The organism is Vibrio sp. J502, from assembly GCF_025397955.1.
Taxonomy (GTDB): domain Bacteria; phylum Pseudomonadota; class Gammaproteobacteria; order Enterobacterales; family Vibrionaceae; genus Vibrio; species Vibrio anguillarum.
The window spans coordinates 2152340-2175114 of the sequence record NZ_CP104554.1; the positions used below are offsets into that span (position 1 = coordinate 2152340).

Genomic DNA, 22775 nt, shown 5'->3' on the forward strand with positions numbered 1-22775 from the left:
TTAAGCAACAAAAAAGCCGCTGAAAAAGTCAGCGGCTTTAAGGAAAAGGATATAATAAGGTACTTATTGCTGAGACTCTGGCTGCTCAGCTTTCGCCTTAGCTAAATAGTCAGCTCTTACTTGCTGGAAAATTTTCCCCAATTCAAGATAAGCGTATCGATGCTCAACATATTCGTAGACGTTAAATGACAACGCAAGCTTGTACAAGGCGATCGCGTGCGCGTAATTTCCCTCTTGTTGGTAACGCTTAGCGAGATAAAAATAGACCTCAGTTAAACGCTGTGCTTGTATCGCATTACCGCTGCCTTCTTCTAAGATCATCTTAAAAGCTTGCTCTTCCGATATCTCTTTAAGCGTTAACGCAACCAAGAGCCATCCCCATTGATCATCTCGAACTTTATAGCGATTGAGGAGATCCACACGTGCCTGCAAAGGCTCGCTTTCACTTTGAATAATATATAGCCACAATGCACGAAAGGGATCGCTAGGGTCATGTTGATAATGTGCGCGAATCTCTTCCAGCGCAAGTTCTGTACGGTCGCCGTAATAAAGTGCGATGGCTCTGTTACGCTCAGCGTAAAAATTCTCAGGTTCAAGTTCTAATGTCGAATCAAACGCCTCATAAGCGGCATCAAACTCTGCGACTTGCGTGTAATACACGCCTAATAAATTAAAGATATCAGGCTGCGCCGGGTTAAGCGCGAGTGACTGCTCAAAATCTAAACGTGCTAAAGTGCGTAGCCCAACACTGTCGTAGTTGTTACCACGCTCATAAAACATTTTAGCCCGCACATCATCAGGTAGATCAGTACGTTGTAGCAGTTGCGTCAAACGCGCTATCTGAACTTGTTGCTGTAATGAAGACTGCAATGGCACTGCCATCGGAGGGTATACCCAGTGACTTTGATTGCCATGTTGAGTTGACGCGCAGCCCGACATTATCAGTATCAAAGCACTCAATACGGCCGTTGGAAACCATTTCACAAATAAAACTCCTGTGTACCCCAAAGCCCAAGATAAGTGGGTGTATCGCATTAATCTAGGCATGAAAAAGGGAGCGAATAACGCTCCCTTTATATCATGCTTTATGTTGAAAAGGCGACTAAAGCGCCGTGCTTCTCAAGCTTAAAGTGGCCTTATTCAGCCGTTGGTGCTGCAACAACTTCTTCAGCTGGTTTCTCTACCGCTTCTTTCATGCTTAGACGAACACGGCCTTGGCGGTCGATTTCAAGTACTTTAACTTGAACTTCTTGGCCTTCTTTCAAGTAATCAGACACTTTCTCGATGCGTTGATCCGCGATTTGAGAAATGTGTACCAGACCATCTTTACCAGGAAGAATGTTAACGAACGCGCCAAAATCAGCCAGACGAGCGACCTTACCAGTATAGATAGCGCCGACTTCAACTTCAGCCGTGATCTCTTCAATGCGACGAATCGCTTCTTTAGCTTGAGCGCTATCGGTTGCCGCAATCTTGATTGTACCGTCATCTTCGATTTCGATGGTTGTGCCCGTCTCTTCAGTTAGAGCACGGATCACAGCACCACCTTTACCGATCACGTCTTTGATTTTCTCAGAGCTGATCTTCATGGTGTAAATGCGCGGTGCAAATTCAGAAATCTCAGCACGAGCACCAGAGATCGCTTGATCCATCACAGAAAGGATATGCTTACGTGCACCTTGTGCTTGGTTTAGCGCAATTTGCATGATCTCTTTGGTGATACCTTCGATCTTAATGTCCATTTGCAGTGCAGTGATACCTTGGTTAGTACCCGCTACTTTAAAGTCCATGTCACCTAGGTGATCTTCATCACCAAGAATGTCAGAAAGAACAACGAAATCATCGCCTTCTTTAACAAGACCCATTGCAATACCTGCAACTGAAGACTTGATTGGTACACCTGCATCCATCAGAGCAAGAGAAGTACCACATACCGAAGCCATTGAAGATGAACCGTTAGATTCTGTGATTTCTGATACTACACGAACTGTGTATGGGAACTCTTCCACTGAAGGCATAACGGCAGCGATACCACGCTTAGCCAGTTTACCGTGGCCGATTTCACGACGCTTAGGAGAGCCTACAAAACCAGTTTCACCCACACAGTATGGAGGGAAGTTGTAGTGTAGTAGGAAGTTATCTTTACGCTCACCTGTTAGCTCATCGATGATTTGAGCATCACGCTGAGTACCAAGAGTAGCGGTTACGATTGCCTGAGTTTCACCACGAGTAAATAGTGCAGAACCGTGAGTACGAGGAAGAATACCAGTACGTACGTCTAGCGCACGAACCATGTCTTTTTCACGACCGTCAATACGTGGGTTGCCAGCAATAATGCTACGACGTACAACCGTCTTCTCTAGATCGTGGAAGATAGTGTGGATTTCTTTCGCATTTGCTTCAGGATCTTCAGCAAGAATTACTTTGTTTACTTCAGTAGCAATTTCATGAATACGGTCGTAACGAGCCATTTTTTCAGTGATTTTGTAAGCTTCAACAAGCTTAGCTTCTGCTAGTTCAGCGATCTTGCTGTTAAGTACTGTGTTCTCTTGAGGAGCAACCCAATCCCAAGCTGGAGTGGCAACTTCAGCAGCAAATTCATTGATCGCTTTAATCACAGCTTGTTGTTGGTCGTGGCCGTAAACAACCGCTGCTAGCATTTCTTCTTCAGTTAGGTTATCCGCTTCTGACTCAACCATCAGTACCGCGTTGTCTGTACCTGCAACCACAAGATCAAGACGAGATACAGCAAGCTCGGTCATGCTTGGGTTAAGCACTAATTGACCATCAATGTGACCCACGCGCGCCGCGCCAATAGGACCATTGAATGGAATACCAGAGATAGCAAGTGCTGCTGAAGTACCAATCATAGTTACGATGTCAGGTTGAACGTCTGGGTTTACAGACATCACTGTCGCGATGACTTGAACTTCATTTTTAAATGCATTAGGGAAAAGAGGACGAATTGGGCGGTCAATCAGACGCGCAGTCAAAGTTTCGCCTTCTGATGGACGACCTTCACGCTTGAAGAAGCCACCTGGAATTTTACCCGCTGCGTAAGTACGCTCTTGGTAGTTAACAGTAAGAGGGAAGAAGTCTTGACCTTCTACTGCTTCTTTTTTACCAACAACAGAAACGAATACCGCGGTATCGTTCATAGTGACCATAACAGCCGATGTAGCTTGGCGTGCGATAACGCCGGTTTCTAGAGTGACGGTATGATTACCGTATTGGAATGATTTCACTACTGGTTTATCAAACATTGTTTATCCTTGCTCTAGAGTTGCCTCTAGATTGAATGAAATAACACTCAAGACATTACGAATCGCGACTAGTAAAAATAGGCTCTATATCACGGGAAACAAAGCGTTGGGCTTGCCGCTCCCACTGGTATCTGAACGCTACTTTTAATAGCCGCGACCTGCTGGCCGACTTCGGTGACTGTAATGCTATGAGTATGAAGCGTTAAAGTACATACAACACACTTTAACGGCGGGTAGTATAGCGACTTAGGAGAGATTGTGCCAAATTTAGATAACAAAAAAGGGGCTAAAAGCCCCTTTTCTGAACAAACTGATCTTAGCGACGTAGCTCAAGACGTTTGATTAGGTCTTGGTAACGACCTAAATCTTTACCTTTTAGGTAGTCTAGAAGCTTACGACGGCTTGAAACCATGCGTAGTAGACCACGACGGCTGTGGTGATCGCCTTTGTGAGTTTTGAAGTGACCTTGTAGGTGGTTGATAGAAGCAGTTAGTAGTGCTACTTGTACTTCTGGTGAACCAGTGTCGCCTTCGCCACGTGCGTATTCAGCAACGATTGCCGCTTTAGTTTCTGCATTCAGAGACATAATGCTCTCCTAATAAGAGTAAGTTTAAAGGTGTAGCAGCCAATCTCTGATTCAGCCGCTACGCGAAGCCGGGATTATAGGGAAATCCCCAACGTTAAGCAATAGCTATTTAAAGCGACTCTTCGTCTCTAAAAACGACCAATCGCTTAGGCGCAACACGACCATCTTGGTCAATTTCACCCACACCGATAAAGAGTTTCTCTTCACCCATGGTCATGCGCACTGTGCCATCAAGTGGCACACCCAACACTTGCACTGGTTGGCCATGTTGTACCATGTCTGCCAACTCAGGAATAAGGTTAACTTCCGGCAAATCTTGCACCGCACTGTCCATTGGCATTAATAACGAGTCCAACACATTTTTCGGTGCGACATCATCACGCAGCGCCTGTTGCAGCAATGCATCAAGTTGCTCTAAAGTCACCATCTTCTCATATGGGTACTTCGCGACCGCAGTACGACGCAGCATGGTCACATGTGCGCCACAACCAAGCATTTCACCTAAGTCATCCACGATAGTGCGGATATACGTGCCTTTCGAACAGTGCACATCCATTTCAACTTCATCACCTTCGAAACGAATCAATTCAATATCATAGACAGTGATTTTTCGAGATTCGCGCGGAATATCAATGCCTTCACGAGCGTATTCATATAGAGGACGGCCTTGATATTTCAGTGCAGAAAACATTGACGGAATTTGGTCGGTTTCACCACGAAAACGCTCGATGCACTCTCGCAGGGTATTTAATTGCACATTGACAGGGCGTGTTTCCACTACCTCTCCGTCTGAATCAGAGGTATCGGTTCGCTCACCCAGTTTTGCAATGACTCGATAACGCTTATCTGAATCAAGTAAAAACTGAGAGAATTTTGTCGCTTCACCAAGGCAAATAGGCAACATTCCTGTTGCCAAAGGATCGAGCGCGCCAGTGTGTCCGGCTTTTTCTGCAAAATAAATACGTTTTACTTTTTGTAAGGCATCATTCGAGGAGATACCCGTTGGCTTATCCAGTAAAATTACCCCGTTGATTGGGCGACCTTTACGACGACGAGCCATCTATTCATTCCCTTCTTCTGCAGACGCTTCATCTTCACGCCCTGCATCTTTCTGTCTGCGCTTATCATTGCTGACCACTTCAGTCACCAAGTTGGACATGCGCATACCTTCAACCAAAGTATTGTCATAAGTGAAGCGAATTTCTGGTGTCAAACGTAAGCGAATACGTTTGCCAAGCATCATGCGGATATGAACTTCATGCTCTTTTAACGCAGCTAAGCAGCTTTCTGGGGTCTGCTCACCAACGCATAGAAACGTCACAAACACTTTTGCATAAGCAAGGTCACGTGACACTTCGACTTCTGAAATAGTCACCATACCTAAGCGTGAGTCACGGACTTCACGTTGTATGATCATGGCGAGTTCTTTTTGCAGCTGTTGGGATACGCGCTGCGTGCGGCTAAATTCTTTTGACATATCTTTTCTCACATATAGAAAGAATGGGGGGATGGTTCAACCCAGCCCCCCATGGTGTATTCAACAACCGATTACTGTCTATTTCAATACAGCAACGTCAGTCAATTAATCCAGTGTACGTTTAATTTCCACTGTTTCGAAGACTTCGATTTGGTCACCAACGCGAACATCATTGTAGTTCTTAACGCCGATACCACATTCGTAGCCATTCTTCACTTCTTGCACGTCATCTTTAAAGCGACGTAGCGATTCAAGCTCACCTTCGTAGATAACCACGTTATCACGTAGAACACGGATAGGGCTATTACGTTTGATAACGCCTTCAGTCACCATACAACCAGCAACTGCACCTAGTTTAGGTGATTTAAATACTTCACGAACCTGAGCAAGACCAATGATCTCTTGCTTAAACTCTGGTGCTAGCATGCCGCTCATGGCCGCTTTTACTTCATCAATCAATTGGTAAATGATTGAGTAGTAACGTAGGTCTAAGTTTTCAGATTCGATAGTACGACGAGCTGATGCATCAGCTCGAACGTTAAAGCCAAGTACGATAGCGTTAGAAGCTGCTGCAAGTACTGCGTCAGTTTCTGTGATACCACCCACACCAGAACCCACAATGTTCACTTTCACTTCATCAGTTGAAAGGTTACGCAGTGAATCAGCAATGGCTTCAACCGAACCTTGAACGTCTGCTTTTAGTACCACGTTCAGTTCAGCCACTTCACCCGCTGTCATGTTAGAGAACATGTTTTCGAGCTTAGATTTCTGCTGACGTGCAAGCTTCACATCACGGAATTTACCTTGACGATAATTTGCTACTTCACGTGCTTTACGCTCATCACGTACCACTGTTGCTTCATCACCGGCAGCTGGAACACCAGACAAACCTAGAATTTCAACAGGAATTGATGGGCCCGCTTCCGTAACTTCGTTACCAGTTTCGTCGCGCATCGCACGAACACGGCCATATTCTTGACCACACAGTACGATGTCGCCTTTGCGTAGTGTTCCTGATTGAACAAGAACGGTTGCTACAGGGCCACGGCCTTTATCAAGACGAGATTCAACCACCACACCAGACGCCATACCATCTTTAACAGCATGAAGCTCAAGAACTTCAGCTTGAAGTAGGATAGCTTCTAGTAGGCCATCAATATTAGTTCCCTGTTTCGCAGAGATGTGAACAAACATGTTCTCACCGCCCCACTCTTCAGGAATGATGTTGTGTTGAGCAAGCTCATTTTTCACGCCATCTGGGTTCGCACCATCTTTATCGATTTTGTTCACTGCAACGATAAGTGGCACATTCGCCGCTTTCGCATGTTGAATCGCTTCAACCGTTTGTGGCATCACGCCATCATCTGCTGCAACAACCAATACAACGATATCTGTCGCTTGAGCACCACGAGCACGCATTGAAGTAAACGCAGCGTGTCCAGGAGTATCAAGGAAGGTGATCATACCGTTTGGTGTTTCAACGTGGTAAGCACCAATGTGCTGAGTAATACCACCGGCCTCGCCTGATGCAACGTGTGTGCGACGGATGTAATCAAGTGTTGATGTCTTACCGTGGTCAACGTGGCCCATGATAGTCACAACTGGCGCACGAGGCACTGCTTCAAACTTGTTATCACGGTCAGAAAGGATCGCTTCTTCCAGTTCATTCTCTTTGCGGATGAGAACTTTATGACCCATTTCTTCAGCGACTAATTGCGCGGTTTCTTGGTCGATCACTTGGTTGATGGTTGCCATAGCGCCCATCTTCATCATCACTTTGATAACTTCAGTTGCTTTCACTGACATTTTGTTTGCCAGTTCAGAAAGAACAATCGTTTCACCGATCACAACATCTTGCTTAGCGACAACCGCTGTTTTATCAAAACCATGTTGCATCGATGCAGGTTTAGCCATACGACCTTTACGAGCTTTGCCTCGGCGCGTACCGCGCTCTTGCTTATCATCCTGAGATGAGATTTTGCTCTTATTAGCTTTCGTAGATTTACGGCTAGCACCTTCTTCACGGCGATCTGCTTCATCTTCGGCTTCACGTGCATACGTTGAAGTCGTAACATGGTAATCTGTATTTTCTTCCATACTACCCTTTTTCTCTTCTTCAGCAGACCAACGCTCTTTATTCTTCTCAGCCAATTCACGTGCTATTTCTAGCTGGCGCTGACTTTCCTCTTCAGCTTTACGTAATGCTTCGGCTTCTTGACGACGTTTAAGCTCTTCGGCTTCTTTTCGCGCTGCTTCTTGCTTCATTTTATTTTCAGCAGAAAGTTCTGGTTTCACTGCAGAACGTTTTGCTTTCTCATCCGCGTTAGCTGTTGCATTCGTTTGTGCTTCAACCTTCGCTTTCTCTTGTGCCTCACGCTTCGCTTTTTCTTCGGCTTCACGCTTTGCTTTTTCTTCGGCTTCGCGCTCTGCTTTTGCTTGTGCTTCACGCGCTGCTAATTCTTGTGCTTCACGTTGTGCGGCTTCTTCCGCTTCACGTGTTGCTTCATCGTCTACTGCACTGCGCTTAACGTAGGTACGTTTTTTACGCACTTCAACTTGAACATTCTTACTTTTGCCGCCGCCGGCATTGACGCTCAATGTGCTGCGTGTTTTTCGCTGCAACGTCAAACGAGTCGGCTCTGAGTCACCAGTGGTATCACCGTGCTCTTTTCTAAGATGTGACAGTAGCTTATGCTTTTCATCATCAGAAACGTTATCAGAACTCGTTTTGTTCATGCCTGCATCAGCAAGTTGTTCTAACAAGCGGTCAACTGGCGTACCAATTTCTTCACTCAGTGCTTTAACTGTAAGTTGTGTCATGCCGCTCTCTCCCCTTGCTGAGAATTATTCTTCTTCGCTAAACCAACAAATATTGCGCGCTGCCATGATCAATTGACCTGCACGCTCTTCTGTTAGACCTTCAATATTTTCGAGGTCATCAATACCTTGGTCAGCAAGATCTTCTAATGTGACTATGCCTTTCGCTGCGAGTTTAAAGGCCATTTCACGCTCTAAACCTTCTAGTGCGAGCAGATCTTCTGCTGGCTCTAGCCCTTCAAAAGACTCTTCTTGTGCTAGCGCAATCGTGGTCAACGCATTCTTCGCGCGAGTACGCAATGCTTCGATGATATCTTCATCTAGGCCGTCAACTTCAAGTAGCTCAGCAACTGGCACATAAGCCACTTCTTCAAGCGTTGAGAAGCCTTCTTCAACCAATAACTCAGCGAAGTCTTGCTCGATATCGAGGTACTTCATGAAGTTTTCAATAGAAGCCATCGATTCTTCTTGATGTTTTTTCTGTAGATCAGCAACCGTCATAACATTCAATTCCCAACCAGTCAGTTGAGAAGCGAGACGTACGTTTTGACCATTACGACCGATTGCTTGCGCTAGGTTATCCGCTTCAACAGCAATATCAATTGAGTGCGTATCTTCATCCATGATGATCGATGCAACATCTGCTGGTGCCATTGCATTGATAACAAATTGAGCTGGGTTATCATCCCAAAGAACGATATCAATGCGCTCACCGCCGAGCTCACTCGATACGGCTTGAACACGTGCTCCACGCATACCGACACACGCGCCCACAGGGTCAATGCGTTTGTCATTGGTTTTGACTGCAATTTTCGCACGCGAACCCGGATCACGAGCCGCGGCTTTCAATTCAATCAGCTCTTCACCAATTTCTGGCACTTCTACACGGAATAGCTCAGCGAGCATTTCTGGTTTTGAACGAGTAATGAAGAGTTGGAATCCGCGCGCTTCAGGGCGTACAGCATATAGCAGACCACGAACTCGGTCACCTGGACGAAAGTTTTCACGCGGTAGCTGGTCATCACGTAAAATAACCGCTTCAGCGTTATTACCTAAATCCAGAATAACCGAATCACGGTTTACTTTCTTAACAACGCCAGTAACCAACTCACCTTCGTTATCAATAAACTGTTCGACGATTTGCGCACGTTCAGCTTCACGCACTTTTTGTACGATAACTTGTTTTGCTGTTTGTGTTGTAATACGGTCAAAGGTCACTGATTCAATTTGATCTTCAATATATTGACCAAGTTCAGCTGTTTCGTCGTCGTATTTAGCTGCATCGTATGAAATTTCTTTTGTTGGATGTTCAACATTTTCAACGATTAACCAACGGCGAAAAGTTTCAAACTCACCCGTTTTACGGTCGATAGCAACACGTACATCGACTTCAATTTCATGTTTCTTCTTTGTTGATGTGGCAAGCGCAGTTTCAAGCGCCTCAAAAATACGCTCACGAGGTACGGCCTTCTCGTTCGAAACCGCCTCAACTACCGCTAAAATTTCTTTACTCATTTAATCTAGCCTCTTAAGCTCTTTTCTCTAGGAGAACTAAAATTTAGGGATCAGGTTAGCTTTAGAAATATTGCTTAGCGCAAATAGTTCTTCTTTCCCATCAACGCTAATTGCAACGGTTTCGCCATCAATAGAATGGATAATTCCTTTCCATTTGCGACGGTTGCCGACACCCATTTTCAAAACGATGCTGACTTCGTGACCAATAAACTGTTCATAATGCGCTGCTTTAAAAAGTGGTCTCTCTAAACCTGGTGAAGAAACTTCTAGGTTGTAAGCCACAGAAATTGGATCTTCAACATCGAGCACAGCACTCACTTGATGGCTCACTTCTGCGCAATCATCAACGTTAATACCGTTTTCATGATCAATATAGATGCGTAATGTTGAGTGCTCTCCGGCACGAATAAATTCTAATCCAACTAACTCATAACCTGATGCCGCTACTGGAGCGTCAAGCATTTCAGTAAGTTGTCTTTCTAAACCAGTCATTTAAACCACTCCAGAAACAAAAAAAGGGCACAGAGCCCAATTTAAATTCCAAGCAACTATCTGAAAATCTCATACTTGAGAAACTCAGATAACAAAAAACCCCGATTAGTCGGGGTTTTTTGTTGCTGGACCCTGATGATTGAGAATCTAAATTCTCAATTGCAGTGAGGTTGACACTGCACAAACTTGCATCCAAAACCCAAAAAGAATTGGTTGCGGGGGCCGGATTTGAACCGACGACCTTCGGGTTATGAGCCCGACGAGCTACCAAGCTGCTCCACCCCGCGTCCGACTTGCGAGCATTATACGCTCTATCAAGTGATTTACAAGTTTGTAAATAATGGTGCCGAGAGAGGGACTCGAACCCTCACACCTAAGGCGCTAGCACCTCATGCTAGTGTGTCTACCAATTTCACCATCTCGGCAATTATTTGTACTTATCTAAGATAAGTTATTGCGGGATTTCGTCACCAGATTTTACTGGAACGTCACTCGCTGTATCCGTAGTTTGCTCAATCACTTGACCTTTAGTTGGGTCAATCCATTGTGATTCAGTTTTATGCGTAGACAAATTGCCCAATGCCAAACTAAGAATGAAGAATACGGTTGCAAAAATTGCAGTCATTCGGGTTAGGAAATTTCCTGAGCCACTAGCACCAAACACAGTGTTTGACGCGCCAGCACCGAAAGAGGCTCCCATATCTGCGCCTTTACCTTGTTGAATTAACACTAGGCCAATGATACCAAGCGCTGCCAACAGGTAAATCACAAGTAGAACTGTAAACATTACTTCCACCTATGTTCCAAATAGTTGAGCCAGCGCCGTTCTTATCAACTGACTTGAACAAGGCTAGCGACCTCCTCAACGAAGGCGGACGCAATACTAACGAATGCATCCCATGCTGACAAGGAGTATTTTATAAAAAAATGGAGTTTATGCTTCAAGCGGTTAAAAAAAGGGCAACAAAACCCTATGTGTATAGCTAACCATAAGATTTCAAGCCGAATTACGGTCATGAAATCCTAGGTTAACTCATATTATTTTTCTGGTTAGCAATTATCTTTAACCGCTTGAGCTATCTTTAATGCTGAATTTTTTACTAGCTCAGCATCTTCCCCTTCCACCATCACGCGCAATAAAGGTTCAGTACCTGATTTACGCAAGAGCACTCGACCTTGGTTACCAAGTTCCGCTTCTACGGCAGCTACAGCCGATTTTACCGCTTCGGCTTCTAATGGGTTGGAATCACCACTAAAACGTACGTTTTCTAAAACCTGCGGGTAAAGCGTCATGCCTTTAGCCAGTTCATTGAGCGACATTTCACTACCCACAACGGAAGCAAGAACTTGCAACGCCGCAACAATCGCATCACCCGTAGTCACTTTGTCTAGCAGTATGATGTGCCCTGAATTTTCTGCGCCAATTTTCCAACCTTTTGCCAGCAATTTTTCCATCACATAACGGTCACCAACCGCCGCTCGCACAAAAGGGATACCTAACTGCTTTAAGCCGTTTTCCATACCAAGGTTTGTCATTAGCGTTCCAACAACACCACCTTTTAATTCTCCACGTCTCAGGGCATCACGGGCGATGATATAGGCAATTTGATCTCCATCCACTTTATTGCCAAGCTCATCAACCATAATTAAGCGATCGCCATCACCATCAAATGCCAGTCCTAAATCTGCTTTTTCTGCCACAACGCGCTGTTGCAACGCGCGGACATCCGTTGCTCCAACTTCGTCATTAATATTCAGACCATCTGGCTCAACCCCCATTGCTATCACTTCAGCGCCAAGTTCCTTAAAGACATTAGGCGCGATGTGATAGGTGGCACCATGAGCACAGTCAACGACGATTTTCAGCTTTGATAAATTCCATTGCGATGGAAAGGTACTTTTACAAAACTCGATATACCGCCCTGCAGCGTCGACCATACGTGAAGCCTTACCAAGTTCGGCAGACTCGACACACTCAATCGGTTTATCCAATTCAGCTTCGATCTCCAATTCAATTTCATCAGGTAATTTAGTCCCTTCGGATGAGAAGAATTTGATGCCGTTATCGTAATAAGGGTTATGCGACGCTGAGATCACGATCCCCGCTTCGGCACGAAAGGTTTGAGTCAGGTAAGCAACAGCTGGCGTCGGCATAGGTCCGGTAAAAATCGCCTTTAATCCTGCAGCGGCTAAGCCCGCTTCTAGAGCCGACTCAAGCATATAACCTGAAATACGCGTATCTTTACCAATAATGACTTTTTTCGTGCCTTGTTTTGCCAATACACGTCCAGCCGCCCAGCCAAGTTTTAATACGAAATCGGGAGTGATAGGATACTGTCCAACTTTACCGCGGACACCATCTGTACCAAAGTAACGTCTTTTGTCAGACATGATTTTTCCTTAATTATTATTGTTAACTATTTTGAATAATGGTTTGTACTATTTTCATTGCTTCAATGGTTTCGTTCACATCATGGACACGAATAATCTGTGCACCTTTCATTGCCGCTACAGCCGCGCAGGTAACGCTCGCCACCATACATTCAGCTGGTTTTTTATTGAGTAGTTTAAAAATCATTGACTTACGGGACATCCCAGCCAATATCGGCAAACCTAGTTGATGAAATACGTCTAGATGTGCAAGCAGATAATAATTATGCTCAATGGTTTTGCCAAATCCAAAACCGGGGTCGAGGATAATATTTGCACGCGCGATCCCTGCGCGCTCGCACGCTGCGACTCGATCTTCTAGAAAGAGCTTAACATCCGCTAACACATCTTGATAATGTGGGCTGGTTTGCATCGTTCGTGGCTGGCCTTGCATATGCATGATACAGACAGGCACTTGTGCTTTAGCCGCAACCTCTAATGCCCCCGGCTCTTGCAGTGCACGAACATCATTAATCAAGTCAGCACCAGCCTCAACCGCCTGACGCATCACTTCAGCTTTACTGGTGTCAATTGAAATCCAGACGTCATACTTTGCACGAATAGCTTTAATAATAGGAATAACACGAGATAATTCGTCATCGAGAGTCACTTCTGGAGCCCCCGGCCGAGTTGACTCCCCTCCAATATCAATAATGCTGACACCTGCGGCAATCATTGTATCGGCATGCTCTAGTGCCAAATCTAGCGCGTTAAATTTTCCACCATCGGAAAATGAATCCGGAGTCATGTTCAAGATACCCATGACATGAGGACGATCGAGGATAAGTGTCTTTGTTGGGGTTTGAATCTTCATTTTGCTCTAAAACACAAAAACCCCGAGAAAGCTCGGGGTTTAATTTGAATATTAACGATTACTCAGCATCTTTCTTTTCTGAGGACTCAGTGGCTACTTCGTCTTCTGCTGCTGGCTCTACTTTTGGCTCTTGAGCTTTTTCCGCTTCCGCTTTTTCTGCTTGAGCTTTGGCTTGATCAGCCCAACCTGCAGGTTCGCGAATCTCAGTTTTACGCTCCATTAAGTCATCAATTTGGCCTGCATCAATCGTTTCGTATTTCATCAACGCATCTTTCATTGCATGCATAATATCCATATTCTCTTCAAGGATTTTACGCGCACGATCATAGTTGCGGTCAATAATTTTACGAACCTCGTCATCAATCAACTTAGCAGTATCTTCAGACACATGCTTAGTTTGAGTCACGCTACGCCCTAAGAAGACTTCACCTTCATCTTCTGCATACAACAATGGGCCAAGTTTTTCCGAAAAGCCCCATTGCGTAACCATTTTACGAGCAATGGCTGTCGCACGTTCGATATCGTTTGATGCACCAGTTGAAACGTTTTCTGGGCCGTAAATTAACTCTTCCGCTAAACGACCGCCATACAAGCTTGAAATCATAGACTCAAGATGCAGCTTCGACATGCTAACTCGGTCTTGTTCAGGCAAGTACATCGTCACACCTAAAGCTCGACCACGTGGAATAATCGATACTTTATAAACAGGGTCATGTTCAGGTACCAAACGACCAACAATGGCGTGTCCTGCTTCATGATAAGCTGTTGATGCTTTAGTTTCTTCAGACATCACCATCGAACGACGTTCAGCACCCATCATGATTTTGTCTTTTGCTAACTCAAACTCAACCATTGAAACATTGCGTTTGTTACCGCGAGCAGAGAATAACGCCGCCTCGTTCACTAAGTTCGCCAAATCGGCACCAGAGAAACCCGGTGTTCCGCGAGCAATCAATGAAGGTTCAACATCACCAGCTAAAGGTACTTTGCGCATATGAACTTTCAAGATCTGTTCACGACCGCGAACATCAGGTAAACCGACCACCACTTGGCGGTCAAAACGCCCCGGACGCAGCAATGCTGGGTCTAAAACGTCTGGACGGTTAGTTGCCGCAATGACGATAACGCCTTCATTGCCTTCAAAACCATCCATTTCAACCAACATTTGGTTTAAAGTCTGCTCACGCTCATCGTGACCGCCGCCGACACCAGCACCACGTTGACGACCTACCGCATCAATCTCATCAATAAAGATGATACAAGGTGAAGCCTTTTTCGCTTGCTCGAACATGTCACGTACACGAGATGCACCGACACCAACAAACATTTCAACGAAATCAGAACCAGATATAGTGAAGAACGGTACTTTCGCCTCACCAGCAATTGCTTTTGCCAGTAATGTTTTACCTGTACCAGGAGGACCAACCATCAAAACACCCGTTGGAATTTTCCCACCCAGTTTTTGGAAGCGACTCGGATCACGCAAGTAATCCACAAGCTCTTTCACATCTTCTTTCGCTTCGTCACAACCAGCCACATCACCGAACGTGGTTTTGATTTGCTCTTCACTCATCATTCGAGCTTTGCTCTTACCAAATGACATGGCACCTTTGCCACCGCCACCTTGCATTTGACGCATGAAGAATATCCAAACACCGATCAGTAGGATCATGGGGAACCAAGAGATAAAAATGGTCCCGAGCAAACTTTGCTCTTCTGGTGGTGTACCTTGTACTTTAACGTTTTGATTAATCAAATCATCAAGCAGTTTTTGATCGTACACGGGCATGTAAGTTACATAGCGAGTACCACCGCCTCTACGAGTAAAGGAAATTTCACTATTGTTAAATTGAGCTTCTTGAATCTGGCCTTGGCCAACTTCCTGTACGAACGTGGTGTAATCCACTGCTTTGCCGTTACTATCACCAGGGCCAAAGCTCTGGAATACCGACATTAAAACGACAGCTATAACTAGCCACAGAATTAAATTTTTTGCCATATCACTCAAGGTGTAAGCCTCGCGATAACTAATTGTAATTAAAGGTAGGGTACTACAGTTTGTAACCTGTAGCCATATGTTAACTTATGCCTTGTACAGCAAAAACGTTAACCTTTGTAACCAGTGGCTACAACAAAGACTTCTCTTGAGCGAGCTCGCGAAGAGTCTGGTTTTCTTATTTTCACGACTTTAAACAGGTTTCGAACTTCTTTGACATAATCATCAAAGCCTTCTCCCTGAAAAACCTTGACCACAAAACTACCATTTGGAGTAAGAACTTGTCGACACATATCTAGAGCTAGTTCAACCAAATACATTGCCCTTGGCTGATCAACCGAATTATTTCCGGCGATGTTAGGTGCCATGTCTGACATCACCACATCAACCATATCAGGCTGTATACGATCTAATAGTGCTTCTAGTACGGCCTCTTCACGAAAATCGCCTTGTAAGAAAGCAACGCCAACAATAGGATCCATCGGCAAAATATCACACGCGATCACTCGGCCTTTATCACCGACGATACCCGCTGAATATTGAGACCACCCGCCGGGAGCCGCCCCTAAATCCACAACAGTCATTCCTGGCCTAAGCAGTTTATCTTTATTTTGAATCTCTTCTATTTTGAAAATAGCACGCGAACGATAACCTCTCTTTTTGGCTTCATTCACGTATTTATCATCAAAATGTTCTTTCAACCAGCGACTAGAGCTGGCCGAATGCTTCTGTTTACTCATTCGATTCCTAACTGAAATGTTTCCATCCAAGAAAGTATGGTAGAAAATATAGTCTTCAGGGATAGATGGCGTTAAAATAGCTTTTTTCAACCCTTATATTAAATAAAATTGGCCGCATAATGAACCTAAGCACCAAACAAAAGCAGCACCTTAAAGGCCTAGCACACAGTTTGAAACCTGTTGTACTGATGGGCGCGAATGGACTCACTGAGGCTGTTCTAGCGGAAATCGAGATTGCCCTCAACCACCACGAACTGATCAAAGTGAAAGTAGCATCCGAAGATCGCGAAACTAAACAGTTGATTATCGATGCTATCGTGCGTGAGACTGGCGCAGAAAAAGTACAAACCATTGGTAAGATTCTCGTACTATTTCGTCAAACCGAGCAACGTAAAATCGAGATCCCTCGTAAGTAATCAGTCGCGTTATCGACGCTCTGACTCTGATGGATACAGACAAAAAAAGGTCGCACACTGCGACCTTTTTGATTGTTGTTGAAATGAATTAGAGGTATTCAACTTTATCGATTTCGAAATCTTTATCACCACCAGGAGTGGCGATAATCACCTCATCACCTTCCATTTTACCGATCAAACCGCGGGCAATCGGTGAGCTGACAGAAATGCGCCCAGATTTAATCTCAGCTTCATCTTCACCCACAATCTGGTAGCGTTTCACTTCATCAGTATCACTGTCAATCAATGTCACTGTTGAACCAAAAATCACTTTGCCTGTATTTTCCATTTTAGTGATATCGATCACCTGAGCAACAGATAGCTTATATTCAATATCACGAATTTGAGCCTCACAAATACCTTGCTCTTCTCGAGCAGCGTGATATTCCGCATTTTCTTTTAGGTCGCCAAGTTCACGTGCGGTTGCAATAGCTTGGGTAATTTGTGGACGTAATTTTAGCAGCCTATCTAACTCTTCGCGCAGCAATTGTTCACCACGAACTGTCATTGGAACTTTTTCCATTTTATACCTCTAATGCCAAAATTCGTATTTGGGCAAAACAAAACCACCCAACACAACAAAGGTTAGGTAGTACATGGATTAACATAGTTGCTAATCAGTGTAATCAAACTTCGTGACTAAATCATCTTAAATCACACGTGACCCCTGTCAGGTTTCTGTGAATGAGTTTGGGGGAAAGTGATAAAAAACAGACACAAAGCTCATTTTCACGAATGTTTTCGCACAAAAAACCGACCCGCTTCACTAAAAAAAAATAAAAAACAAACTATTCAGACCAGTTGATAAAAACCAATAAACCAAATAAAAAACAAAGACTTGATATTTATTTACACAAAATAAAACGGTGTTCATAAACCTGTTTTATATCATTTTACTAACTAATTTCGGAACTTAAGAGTAAAAAGTAGAACACGAAATGCTAGTAACGTTTGGTTGTACGTTAGTGAAGGTTTACAAAACCCACCTATGCAACTCAACCTATGCAACTCAATGTTCAAAAGCACTCGAAGGACGATATAGACGTCGCAAATAAAAATATTTATGGACAGTAAATTAGGACTAATAAGATGAACAAAACTCTGATTGCTTTAGCAGTATCAGCTGCTGCAGTAGTAACTGGTGTAAATGCTGGTGAGCTATACAACCAAGACGGTACATCTCTAGAAATGGGCGGCCGCGCAGAAGCTCGTCTTTCTCTTAAAGATGGCAAAGCGGACGATGCATCACGCGTACGTCTAAACTTCCTAGGTAAAGTAGCGATCAACGACAGCCTATACGGTGTTGGTTTCTACGAAGGTGAGTTCACTACTAACGACCAAGGCGAAAATAAGTCAAATAATAACCTAGACAACCGTTACACTTATGCAGGTATCGGCGGTAACTTTGGTGAAGTGACTTACGGTAAAAACGACGGCGCGCTAGGTGTTATCACTGACTTTACTAATATCATGTCTTACCACGGTAACAATGCAGCAGACAAAATTGCTGTAGCAGACCGCGTAGACAACATGGTGGCTTATAAAGGTCAATTCGATAACCTAGGCGTTAAAGCAAGCTATAAATTTGCAGATCGTACAGAGAATGCGCCTGACGGTGGTTATGCAGATAACAACGCAGACGGCTACTCTCTATCGGCTATCTATGCAATCGGCGACACTGGCGTTAAGCTAGGTGCGGGCTATGCTGACCAAGATACTCAAAACGAGTACATGCTTGCTGCATCTTACGCCATCTCTGATTTCTACTTCGCAGGTGTATTCACTGACGGCGAAAAAGACACTAACGTTGATTACACTGGTTATGAACTAGCTGCAGCCTATACAATGGGCCAAGCGGTATTCACAACAACCTACAACAACGCCGAAACAAGTGATGTAACTTCTATTGATTACGTTGCAGTTGATGCAACTTACTTCTTCAAACCTAACTTCCGTTCGTACATCTCTTACAACTTCAACCTACTTGATTCAGACAAAGTAGGTAAAGCTAAAGCTAAATCTGAAGACGAACTAGCACTAGGTCTACGTTACGACTTCTAATTCTTGGCTTAATGTCATAGATTTAAAACGCCTGCTTGCTAGCAGGCGTTTTTGTATCTCGCTATACTGTATGCACACTCCGCCCTGAAATGCCGTGTTATGCTCTTATTAAACCGCAGTACTTTTTTATTCATCCTCTCGTTCTTCTTTCCTTTATCGACTTTGGCGTATACGCCTTTGCAAACACTGCCACAAGGTACTCGGGTGGGTTTATTCGTTCACTCTTTAGCCACTGCACAGGTTTTTCAAGATACTAATAACATACAAGCGCTTTTCCCTCCTGCCAGCACTTTAAAAATGCTCACTGCGCTTGCCGCCACGCTAGAGCTTGGCGAACAATTTCGCTTCACAACTCAGCTAACTCAACATGGCGATGACATTGTTATTCACTTCTCTGGCGACCCTACGTTAACCAGCCAAGATATGAAGCAGCTACTCAGCGAGCTAAAAAAACAGGGCATCTCACAAATAAAAGGCAACCTTTGGTTAGATAATTCAGCCTTTTCAGGTTACGACCGCGCGGTTGGATCACCTTGGGATATTCTGGGGGTATGCTATAGCGCCCCATCAAGTGCAATCACTCTGGATGGTAATTGTGTGCAAGCCTCTATTTATACGCAGCCGAACGGGAAAACTCGGGTTTATGTGCCTGAGCAGTATCCCATTCACGTGACCAGCTACGCAAGAAGTGTCACTAAGACTGAACAAGAGAGCGCTCGCTGTGATTTAGAACTGCGCACTTCAGAGCAGAACCATTACCAGCTCGACGGCTGTTTGGCAGAGCGAACACAACCTCTGCCACTAAAGTTTGCCGTGCAAGACCCAAACTTATACGCCACACGTATGCTTTATAAGCAACTCAAACAAGTGGGCATTGAATTGCTAGGCGAGGTTAAGCTGGGTGTAAAGCAAGATGAACTGAGCATAGAAAAGGATTCATTGATAGCAACACATCAATCTATGCCACTGTACCCGTTGTTAGAAATGATGCTTAAAGAGTCTGACAATTTGATTGCTGACAGTTTAACCAAAACACTTGGCCAGCATTTTTTTATTCAACCCGGCAGTTTTAGTAATGGCACCGAGGCGATCAAGCAGATCCTTTTTTCTCGAACAGGCATCAACTTGGCACAAGCTCAGTTGGCTGATGGTTCGGGTTTATCACGTAACAACCGCCTGTCAGTACAAAATATGGTGGATGTGCTGAATTACATTTGGATTAATAATCAAACCCTTAAGCTTATTGACATCATGCCTAAAGCAGGTGAATCCGGTACCTTACAGTACCGACGTAGTATGCGTGGCCAAGCTATACAAGGGCAGCTAATTGCCAAAAGTGGTTCGCTTTATGGAACGCATAACATGGCGGGCTTCGGTTTAGATAAACAAGGAAAACCGAGTACATTATTTGTTCAATTCATCACTGATTATTATCCGCAAGATCAAGGCGATAACACTAGTGTTACCGCCCCGATTGCTCAATTTGAGACGCTCTTCTTTGAAGATGTCGTTAAGTTCAGTCAGCTCAGTCCTAATGAATAGTTCACCACGTTAAAGTAGATCCACATACCCGAAATATCGACGATAGAAGCCAGTACAGGGCTAACTAATACCGCAGGGTCTAATTTAAAAACGCGCGTAGCAATGGGTAATAAGCCGCCAATCGTCGTGGAAATGGTGACTTGGATAAAGAGCGCAACCGCAATTGCAAACGCAATGTTTTCTAGTGGAAAGCCTCCGGTTGAGTTGGCATCACTAAACAACATAATGCGAGCCACCATCACCGCAGAGATAGCCAACGCAAGGCAAACCGCAACACGGCACTCCTTCCACAATACACGCAACCATTGACGTTTGCGTAATTCACCAACCGCCAACGCGCGCACGACTAACGTCGCAGCTTGCGAGCCAGTATTCCCACCTGCAGCGGCAATAACAGGCATATACACAGCCAAGAGCACAAGCTGGCTCAATGTATCTTCGTACTGGGTAATAATCAGCCCGGATACGATACCAAGTAGTGCCAATACAATAATCCAGCCAATACGCTGCTTCACATGTTCAATCACGCTAGTGGTTAAATAGCTTTGCGCCGTTTCAACTTCTGAGTAAATAAACCCCAATTGGTTAGCGTAATGGCGAGCGCGAATGTCATAGCCCCCTTTATCTAATTCACTGAGTAGTTGCTGAACATAACCAATAGTACAGTGACGTAAAATCGCCACTGCCTCTTCGATAGGCATCACTGCCAATAAATGTACCTGTTTTTGCTGTTCGTACTGCAAAAATGCATTACGAGCCGCACCAATCTCTTCCAAAGAAAAATTAGGTGAATTTTCAATATAAATGTTGCTCATTACCGTCATGGCGAATCTCCCGATTGGCAAAGGTAACGACCATCGAAATGATACCCAAATGCAATATATTCGTGAGCAATGACGTCATTGTTCATCAATGTAATTCACAGATAAGTTTTCATCTCAAACTAGAGAGCAGGAGAAAAATCGAGAGGTGTAAATCAGAAAAGATAAGCCCTACCACTGAAGGTAGGAGCGAAGATCGCCAATACCGAAAGCGGTTATTTTTCTCCCTTCATACTAGGGGGATGGTCGGTATTGTTCATAAAAATCTCCGAAAGTACTGCTCAATTAGCAGTGCGCAAATTGTACCAAAGCCTTTGGCGAAATACACTCTGATCTTTGCATCCAATGCGTTCCAATTTCACGCATACCCAACCACACCATTCAGATTGAAGATTTAATGACTAATTAATATGCCAAGATCAGGCCCAGCAAAAAAGCGCCCTTAGGCGCTTTGATGAATAGACAGTTCACTTTACTGTGATTTTTACTTTACAATAACTCGTGCGAACTTACGCTTGCCGACTTGGTAAACATAAGTCCCCGCGGCTGGTACATTTTTGCTGTCGTCGATTTTTTCGCCATCTTGTTTGGCTCCGCCTTGCTTGATCATTCGCATCGCATCAGACGTTGAAGCCACTAAACCCGCCTCTTTGAGCAGGTTAGTGATAGCAATACCCGCTGCAAATTCAAATTCTGGCATCTCTTCTGGCATCGCACCTTTTTGGAAGCGGTTGATAAACTCTTGCTCAGCCGCATCCGCCTCTTCTTTAGAGTGAAAACGTGCAATGATCTCTTTCGCCAGTAAGATTTTGAGATCGCGTGGGTTCGTGCCATTTTCAACATCAGCTTTGAACTGTGCGACTTCTTCCAATGGACGGAAAGAAAGCAGCTCGTAGTAGCTCCACATTAATGTGTCAGAGATCGACATGATTTTGCCAAACATTTCACTTGGCGATTCACTGACACCAATGTAGTTATGCGCTGATTTGGACATTTTTTTCTCGCCATCCAAACCAACAAGCAGTGGCATCATCAAGACAACTTGTGGTTTTTGACCATGTGCTTTTTGCAGTTCACGGCCCATCAATAGGTTGAATTTTTGGTCAGTACCGCCAAGCTCAACATCTGTCTCCATTGCGACTGAATCATAACCCTGTAGGAGTGGATACATGAATTCATGAATGGCAATAGGCTGACCATTAGCGTAGCGCTTTTTGAAATCATCGCGCTCTAGCATGCGTGCCACTGTTTGGTTCGATGCAAGACGGATCATGCCTTCCGCACCCAATAGAGACAACCATTCAGAGTTAAACTGAATTTTCGTTTTAGCCGGGTCAAGAATCTTAAACACTTGTGTCTTATAGGTTTCAGCATTACGCAAAACATCGTCACGAGTGAGCGGTGGGCGCGTGGTATTTTTACCGCTTGGGTCACCAACCATACCCGTGAAATCACCAATCAAAAAGGTGACTTCATGGCCCAAATCTTGAAATGCACGTAATTTATTGAGGATCACCGTATGTCCAAGATGGATATCTGGAGCCGTTGGATCAGCACCTAATTTAATGCGTAGTGGACGGTTTTCTTTCAGTTTCGCGATCAATTCATCTTCTGGGATTAGTTCTTCAACGCCGCGTTTAATTTCAGCTAAAGCCGCTTCAATACTCGCCATTCTTGTTCACTCCTACAGATTTGGCAAAATTTAATAGTTGAACATCTTACTTGAATAGCGATGCTTTTTGAAACCAGTTAGACTAACGAACCAG

19 protein-coding genes and 2 tRNA genes are annotated in these 22775 nt (G+C 44.4%); 3 read left to right on the forward strand and 18 right to left on the reverse strand.

From position 1 onward, the window contains the following. Nucleotides 1-63: 63 nt before the first annotated feature. The 15 genes from nlpI to rlmE form a co-directional block, all read right to left on the reverse strand. Entirely contained in the window at nucleotides 64-984 is a 921-nt protein-coding gene (gene nlpI / locus N5E84_RS09920) for a lipoprotein NlpI (RefSeq protein WP_029388335.1), read from the reverse strand. Nucleotides 985-1136: 152 nt separating this feature from the next. Continuing rightward, entirely contained in the window at nucleotides 1137-3263 is a 2127-nt protein-coding gene (gene pnp, locus N5E84_RS09925; RefSeq protein WP_019282746.1) for a polyribonucleotide nucleotidyltransferase, read from the reverse strand. A 316-nt stretch (nucleotides 3264-3579) separates the two neighbouring features. Continuing rightward, the gene (gene rpsO, locus N5E84_RS09930) at nucleotides 3580-3849 is read right to left on the reverse strand and encodes a 30S ribosomal protein S15 (RefSeq protein ID WP_010318921.1); all 270 of its coding nucleotides are present in this window, start codon (nucleotides 3847-3849) and stop codon (nucleotides 3580-3582) included. Nucleotides 3850-3958: 109 nt separating this feature from the next. Beyond that, the gene (truB, locus tag N5E84_RS09935; RefSeq protein ID WP_019282747.1) at nucleotides 3959-4909 is read right to left on the reverse strand and encodes a tRNA pseudouridine(55) synthase TruB; all 951 of its coding nucleotides are present in this window, start codon (nucleotides 4907-4909) and stop codon (nucleotides 3959-3961) included. Beyond that, on the reverse strand, nucleotides 4910-5326 hold the full coding sequence (gene rbfA / locus N5E84_RS09940; RefSeq protein ID WP_026028089.1) for a 30S ribosome-binding factor RbfA: 417 nt from the start codon (nucleotides 5324-5326) through the stop codon (nucleotides 4910-4912). 105 nt (nucleotides 5327-5431) lie between these two features. Beyond that, entirely contained in the window at nucleotides 5432-8146 is a 2715-nt protein-coding gene (infB, locus tag N5E84_RS09945) for a translation initiation factor IF-2 (protein ID WP_017043248.1), read from the reverse strand. A gap of 24 nt (nucleotides 8147-8170) precedes the next feature. After that, on the reverse strand, nucleotides 8171-9658 hold the full coding sequence (nusA, locus tag N5E84_RS09950) for a transcription termination factor NusA (protein ID WP_013857618.1): 1488 nt from the start codon (nucleotides 9656-9658) through the stop codon (nucleotides 8171-8173). A 36-nt stretch (nucleotides 9659-9694) separates the two neighbouring features. Beyond that, the gene (gene rimP, locus N5E84_RS09955; RefSeq protein ID WP_013857619.1) at nucleotides 9695-10150 is read right to left on the reverse strand and encodes a ribosome maturation factor RimP; all 456 of its coding nucleotides are present in this window, start codon (nucleotides 10148-10150) and stop codon (nucleotides 9695-9697) included. 210 nt (nucleotides 10151-10360) lie between these two features. Then, nucleotides 10361-10437 (reverse strand) — tRNA-Met (locus tag N5E84_RS09960). Nucleotides 10438-10491: 54 nt separating this feature from the next. Further along, nucleotides 10492-10575 (reverse strand) — tRNA-Leu (locus N5E84_RS09965). A 26-nt stretch (nucleotides 10576-10601) separates the two neighbouring features. Then, on the reverse strand, nucleotides 10602-10937 hold the full coding sequence (gene secG / locus N5E84_RS09970) for a preprotein translocase subunit SecG (protein WP_010318534.1): 336 nt from the start codon (nucleotides 10935-10937) through the stop codon (nucleotides 10602-10604). 263 nt (nucleotides 10938-11200) lie between these two features. Continuing rightward, nucleotides 11201-12541 (reverse strand): phosphoglucosamine mutase, encoded by a 1341-nt coding sequence (gene glmM, locus N5E84_RS09975; protein ID WP_019283237.1) that lies wholly within the window; start codon nucleotides 12539-12541, stop codon nucleotides 11201-11203. A 22-nt stretch (nucleotides 12542-12563) separates the two neighbouring features. Continuing rightward, complete coding sequence (gene folP / locus N5E84_RS09980; RefSeq protein WP_019283238.1) at nucleotides 12564-13394, reverse strand: dihydropteroate synthase; 831 nt, start codon at nucleotides 13392-13394, stop codon at nucleotides 12564-12566. Nucleotides 13395-13452: 58 nt separating this feature from the next. Further along, nucleotides 13453-15402, reverse strand: coding sequence for an ATP-dependent zinc metalloprotease FtsH (gene ftsH, locus N5E84_RS09985; protein ID WP_017049783.1), 1950 nt, complete (start codon nucleotides 15400-15402; stop codon nucleotides 13453-13455). A 98-nt stretch (nucleotides 15403-15500) separates the two neighbouring features. Beyond that, the gene (gene rlmE / locus N5E84_RS09990; RefSeq protein WP_010318530.1) at nucleotides 15501-16130 is read right to left on the reverse strand and encodes a 23S rRNA (uridine(2552)-2'-O)-methyltransferase RlmE; all 630 of its coding nucleotides are present in this window, start codon (nucleotides 16128-16130) and stop codon (nucleotides 15501-15503) included. 119 nt (nucleotides 16131-16249) lie between these two features. Here rlmE and yhbY point away from each other — a divergent pair, with 119 nt between their 5' ends. Then, nucleotides 16250-16546, forward strand: coding sequence for a ribosome assembly RNA-binding protein YhbY (gene yhbY, locus N5E84_RS09995; RefSeq protein ID WP_010318529.1), 297 nt, complete (start codon nucleotides 16250-16252; stop codon nucleotides 16544-16546). 88 nt (nucleotides 16547-16634) lie between these two features. Here yhbY and greA read toward each other — a convergent pair whose 3' ends face one another. Then, a complete protein-coding gene (gene greA, locus N5E84_RS10000) occupies nucleotides 16635-17108 on the reverse strand; it encodes a transcription elongation factor GreA (protein WP_013857625.1) in 474 nt (157 codons plus the stop codon). A gap of 566 nt (nucleotides 17109-17674) precedes the next feature. Between greA and ompU the strand changes: the two genes are divergently transcribed. Continuing rightward, nucleotides 17675-18646: a porin OmpU gene (ompU, locus tag N5E84_RS10005; RefSeq protein ID WP_069211894.1), complete on the forward strand. Its 972-nt coding sequence runs from the start codon at nucleotides 17675-17677 to the stop codon at nucleotides 18644-18646. Nucleotides 18647-18745: 99 nt separating this feature from the next. Beyond that, nucleotides 18746-20188 (forward strand): serine-type D-Ala-D-Ala carboxypeptidase, encoded by a 1443-nt coding sequence (gene dacB / locus N5E84_RS10010; protein WP_019283240.1) that lies wholly within the window; start codon nucleotides 18746-18748, stop codon nucleotides 20186-20188. Here dacB and N5E84_RS10015 read toward each other — a convergent pair. Continuing rightward, nucleotides 20167-21012, reverse strand: coding sequence for a magnesium transporter (locus N5E84_RS10015; protein ID WP_029388439.1), 846 nt, complete (start codon nucleotides 21010-21012; stop codon nucleotides 20167-20169). The two genes, dacB and N5E84_RS10015, sit on opposite strands and share 22 nt — an antisense overlap. 481 nt (nucleotides 21013-21493) lie before the next feature. Next, nucleotides 21494-22681 carry a tyrosine--tRNA ligase gene (gene tyrS, locus N5E84_RS10020; RefSeq protein WP_019283242.1) on the reverse strand — a complete coding sequence of 396 codons (1188 nt, stop codon included), beginning with the start codon at nucleotides 22679-22681 and terminating at the stop codon, nucleotides 21494-21496. Nucleotides 22682-22775: the final 94 nt, after the last annotated feature.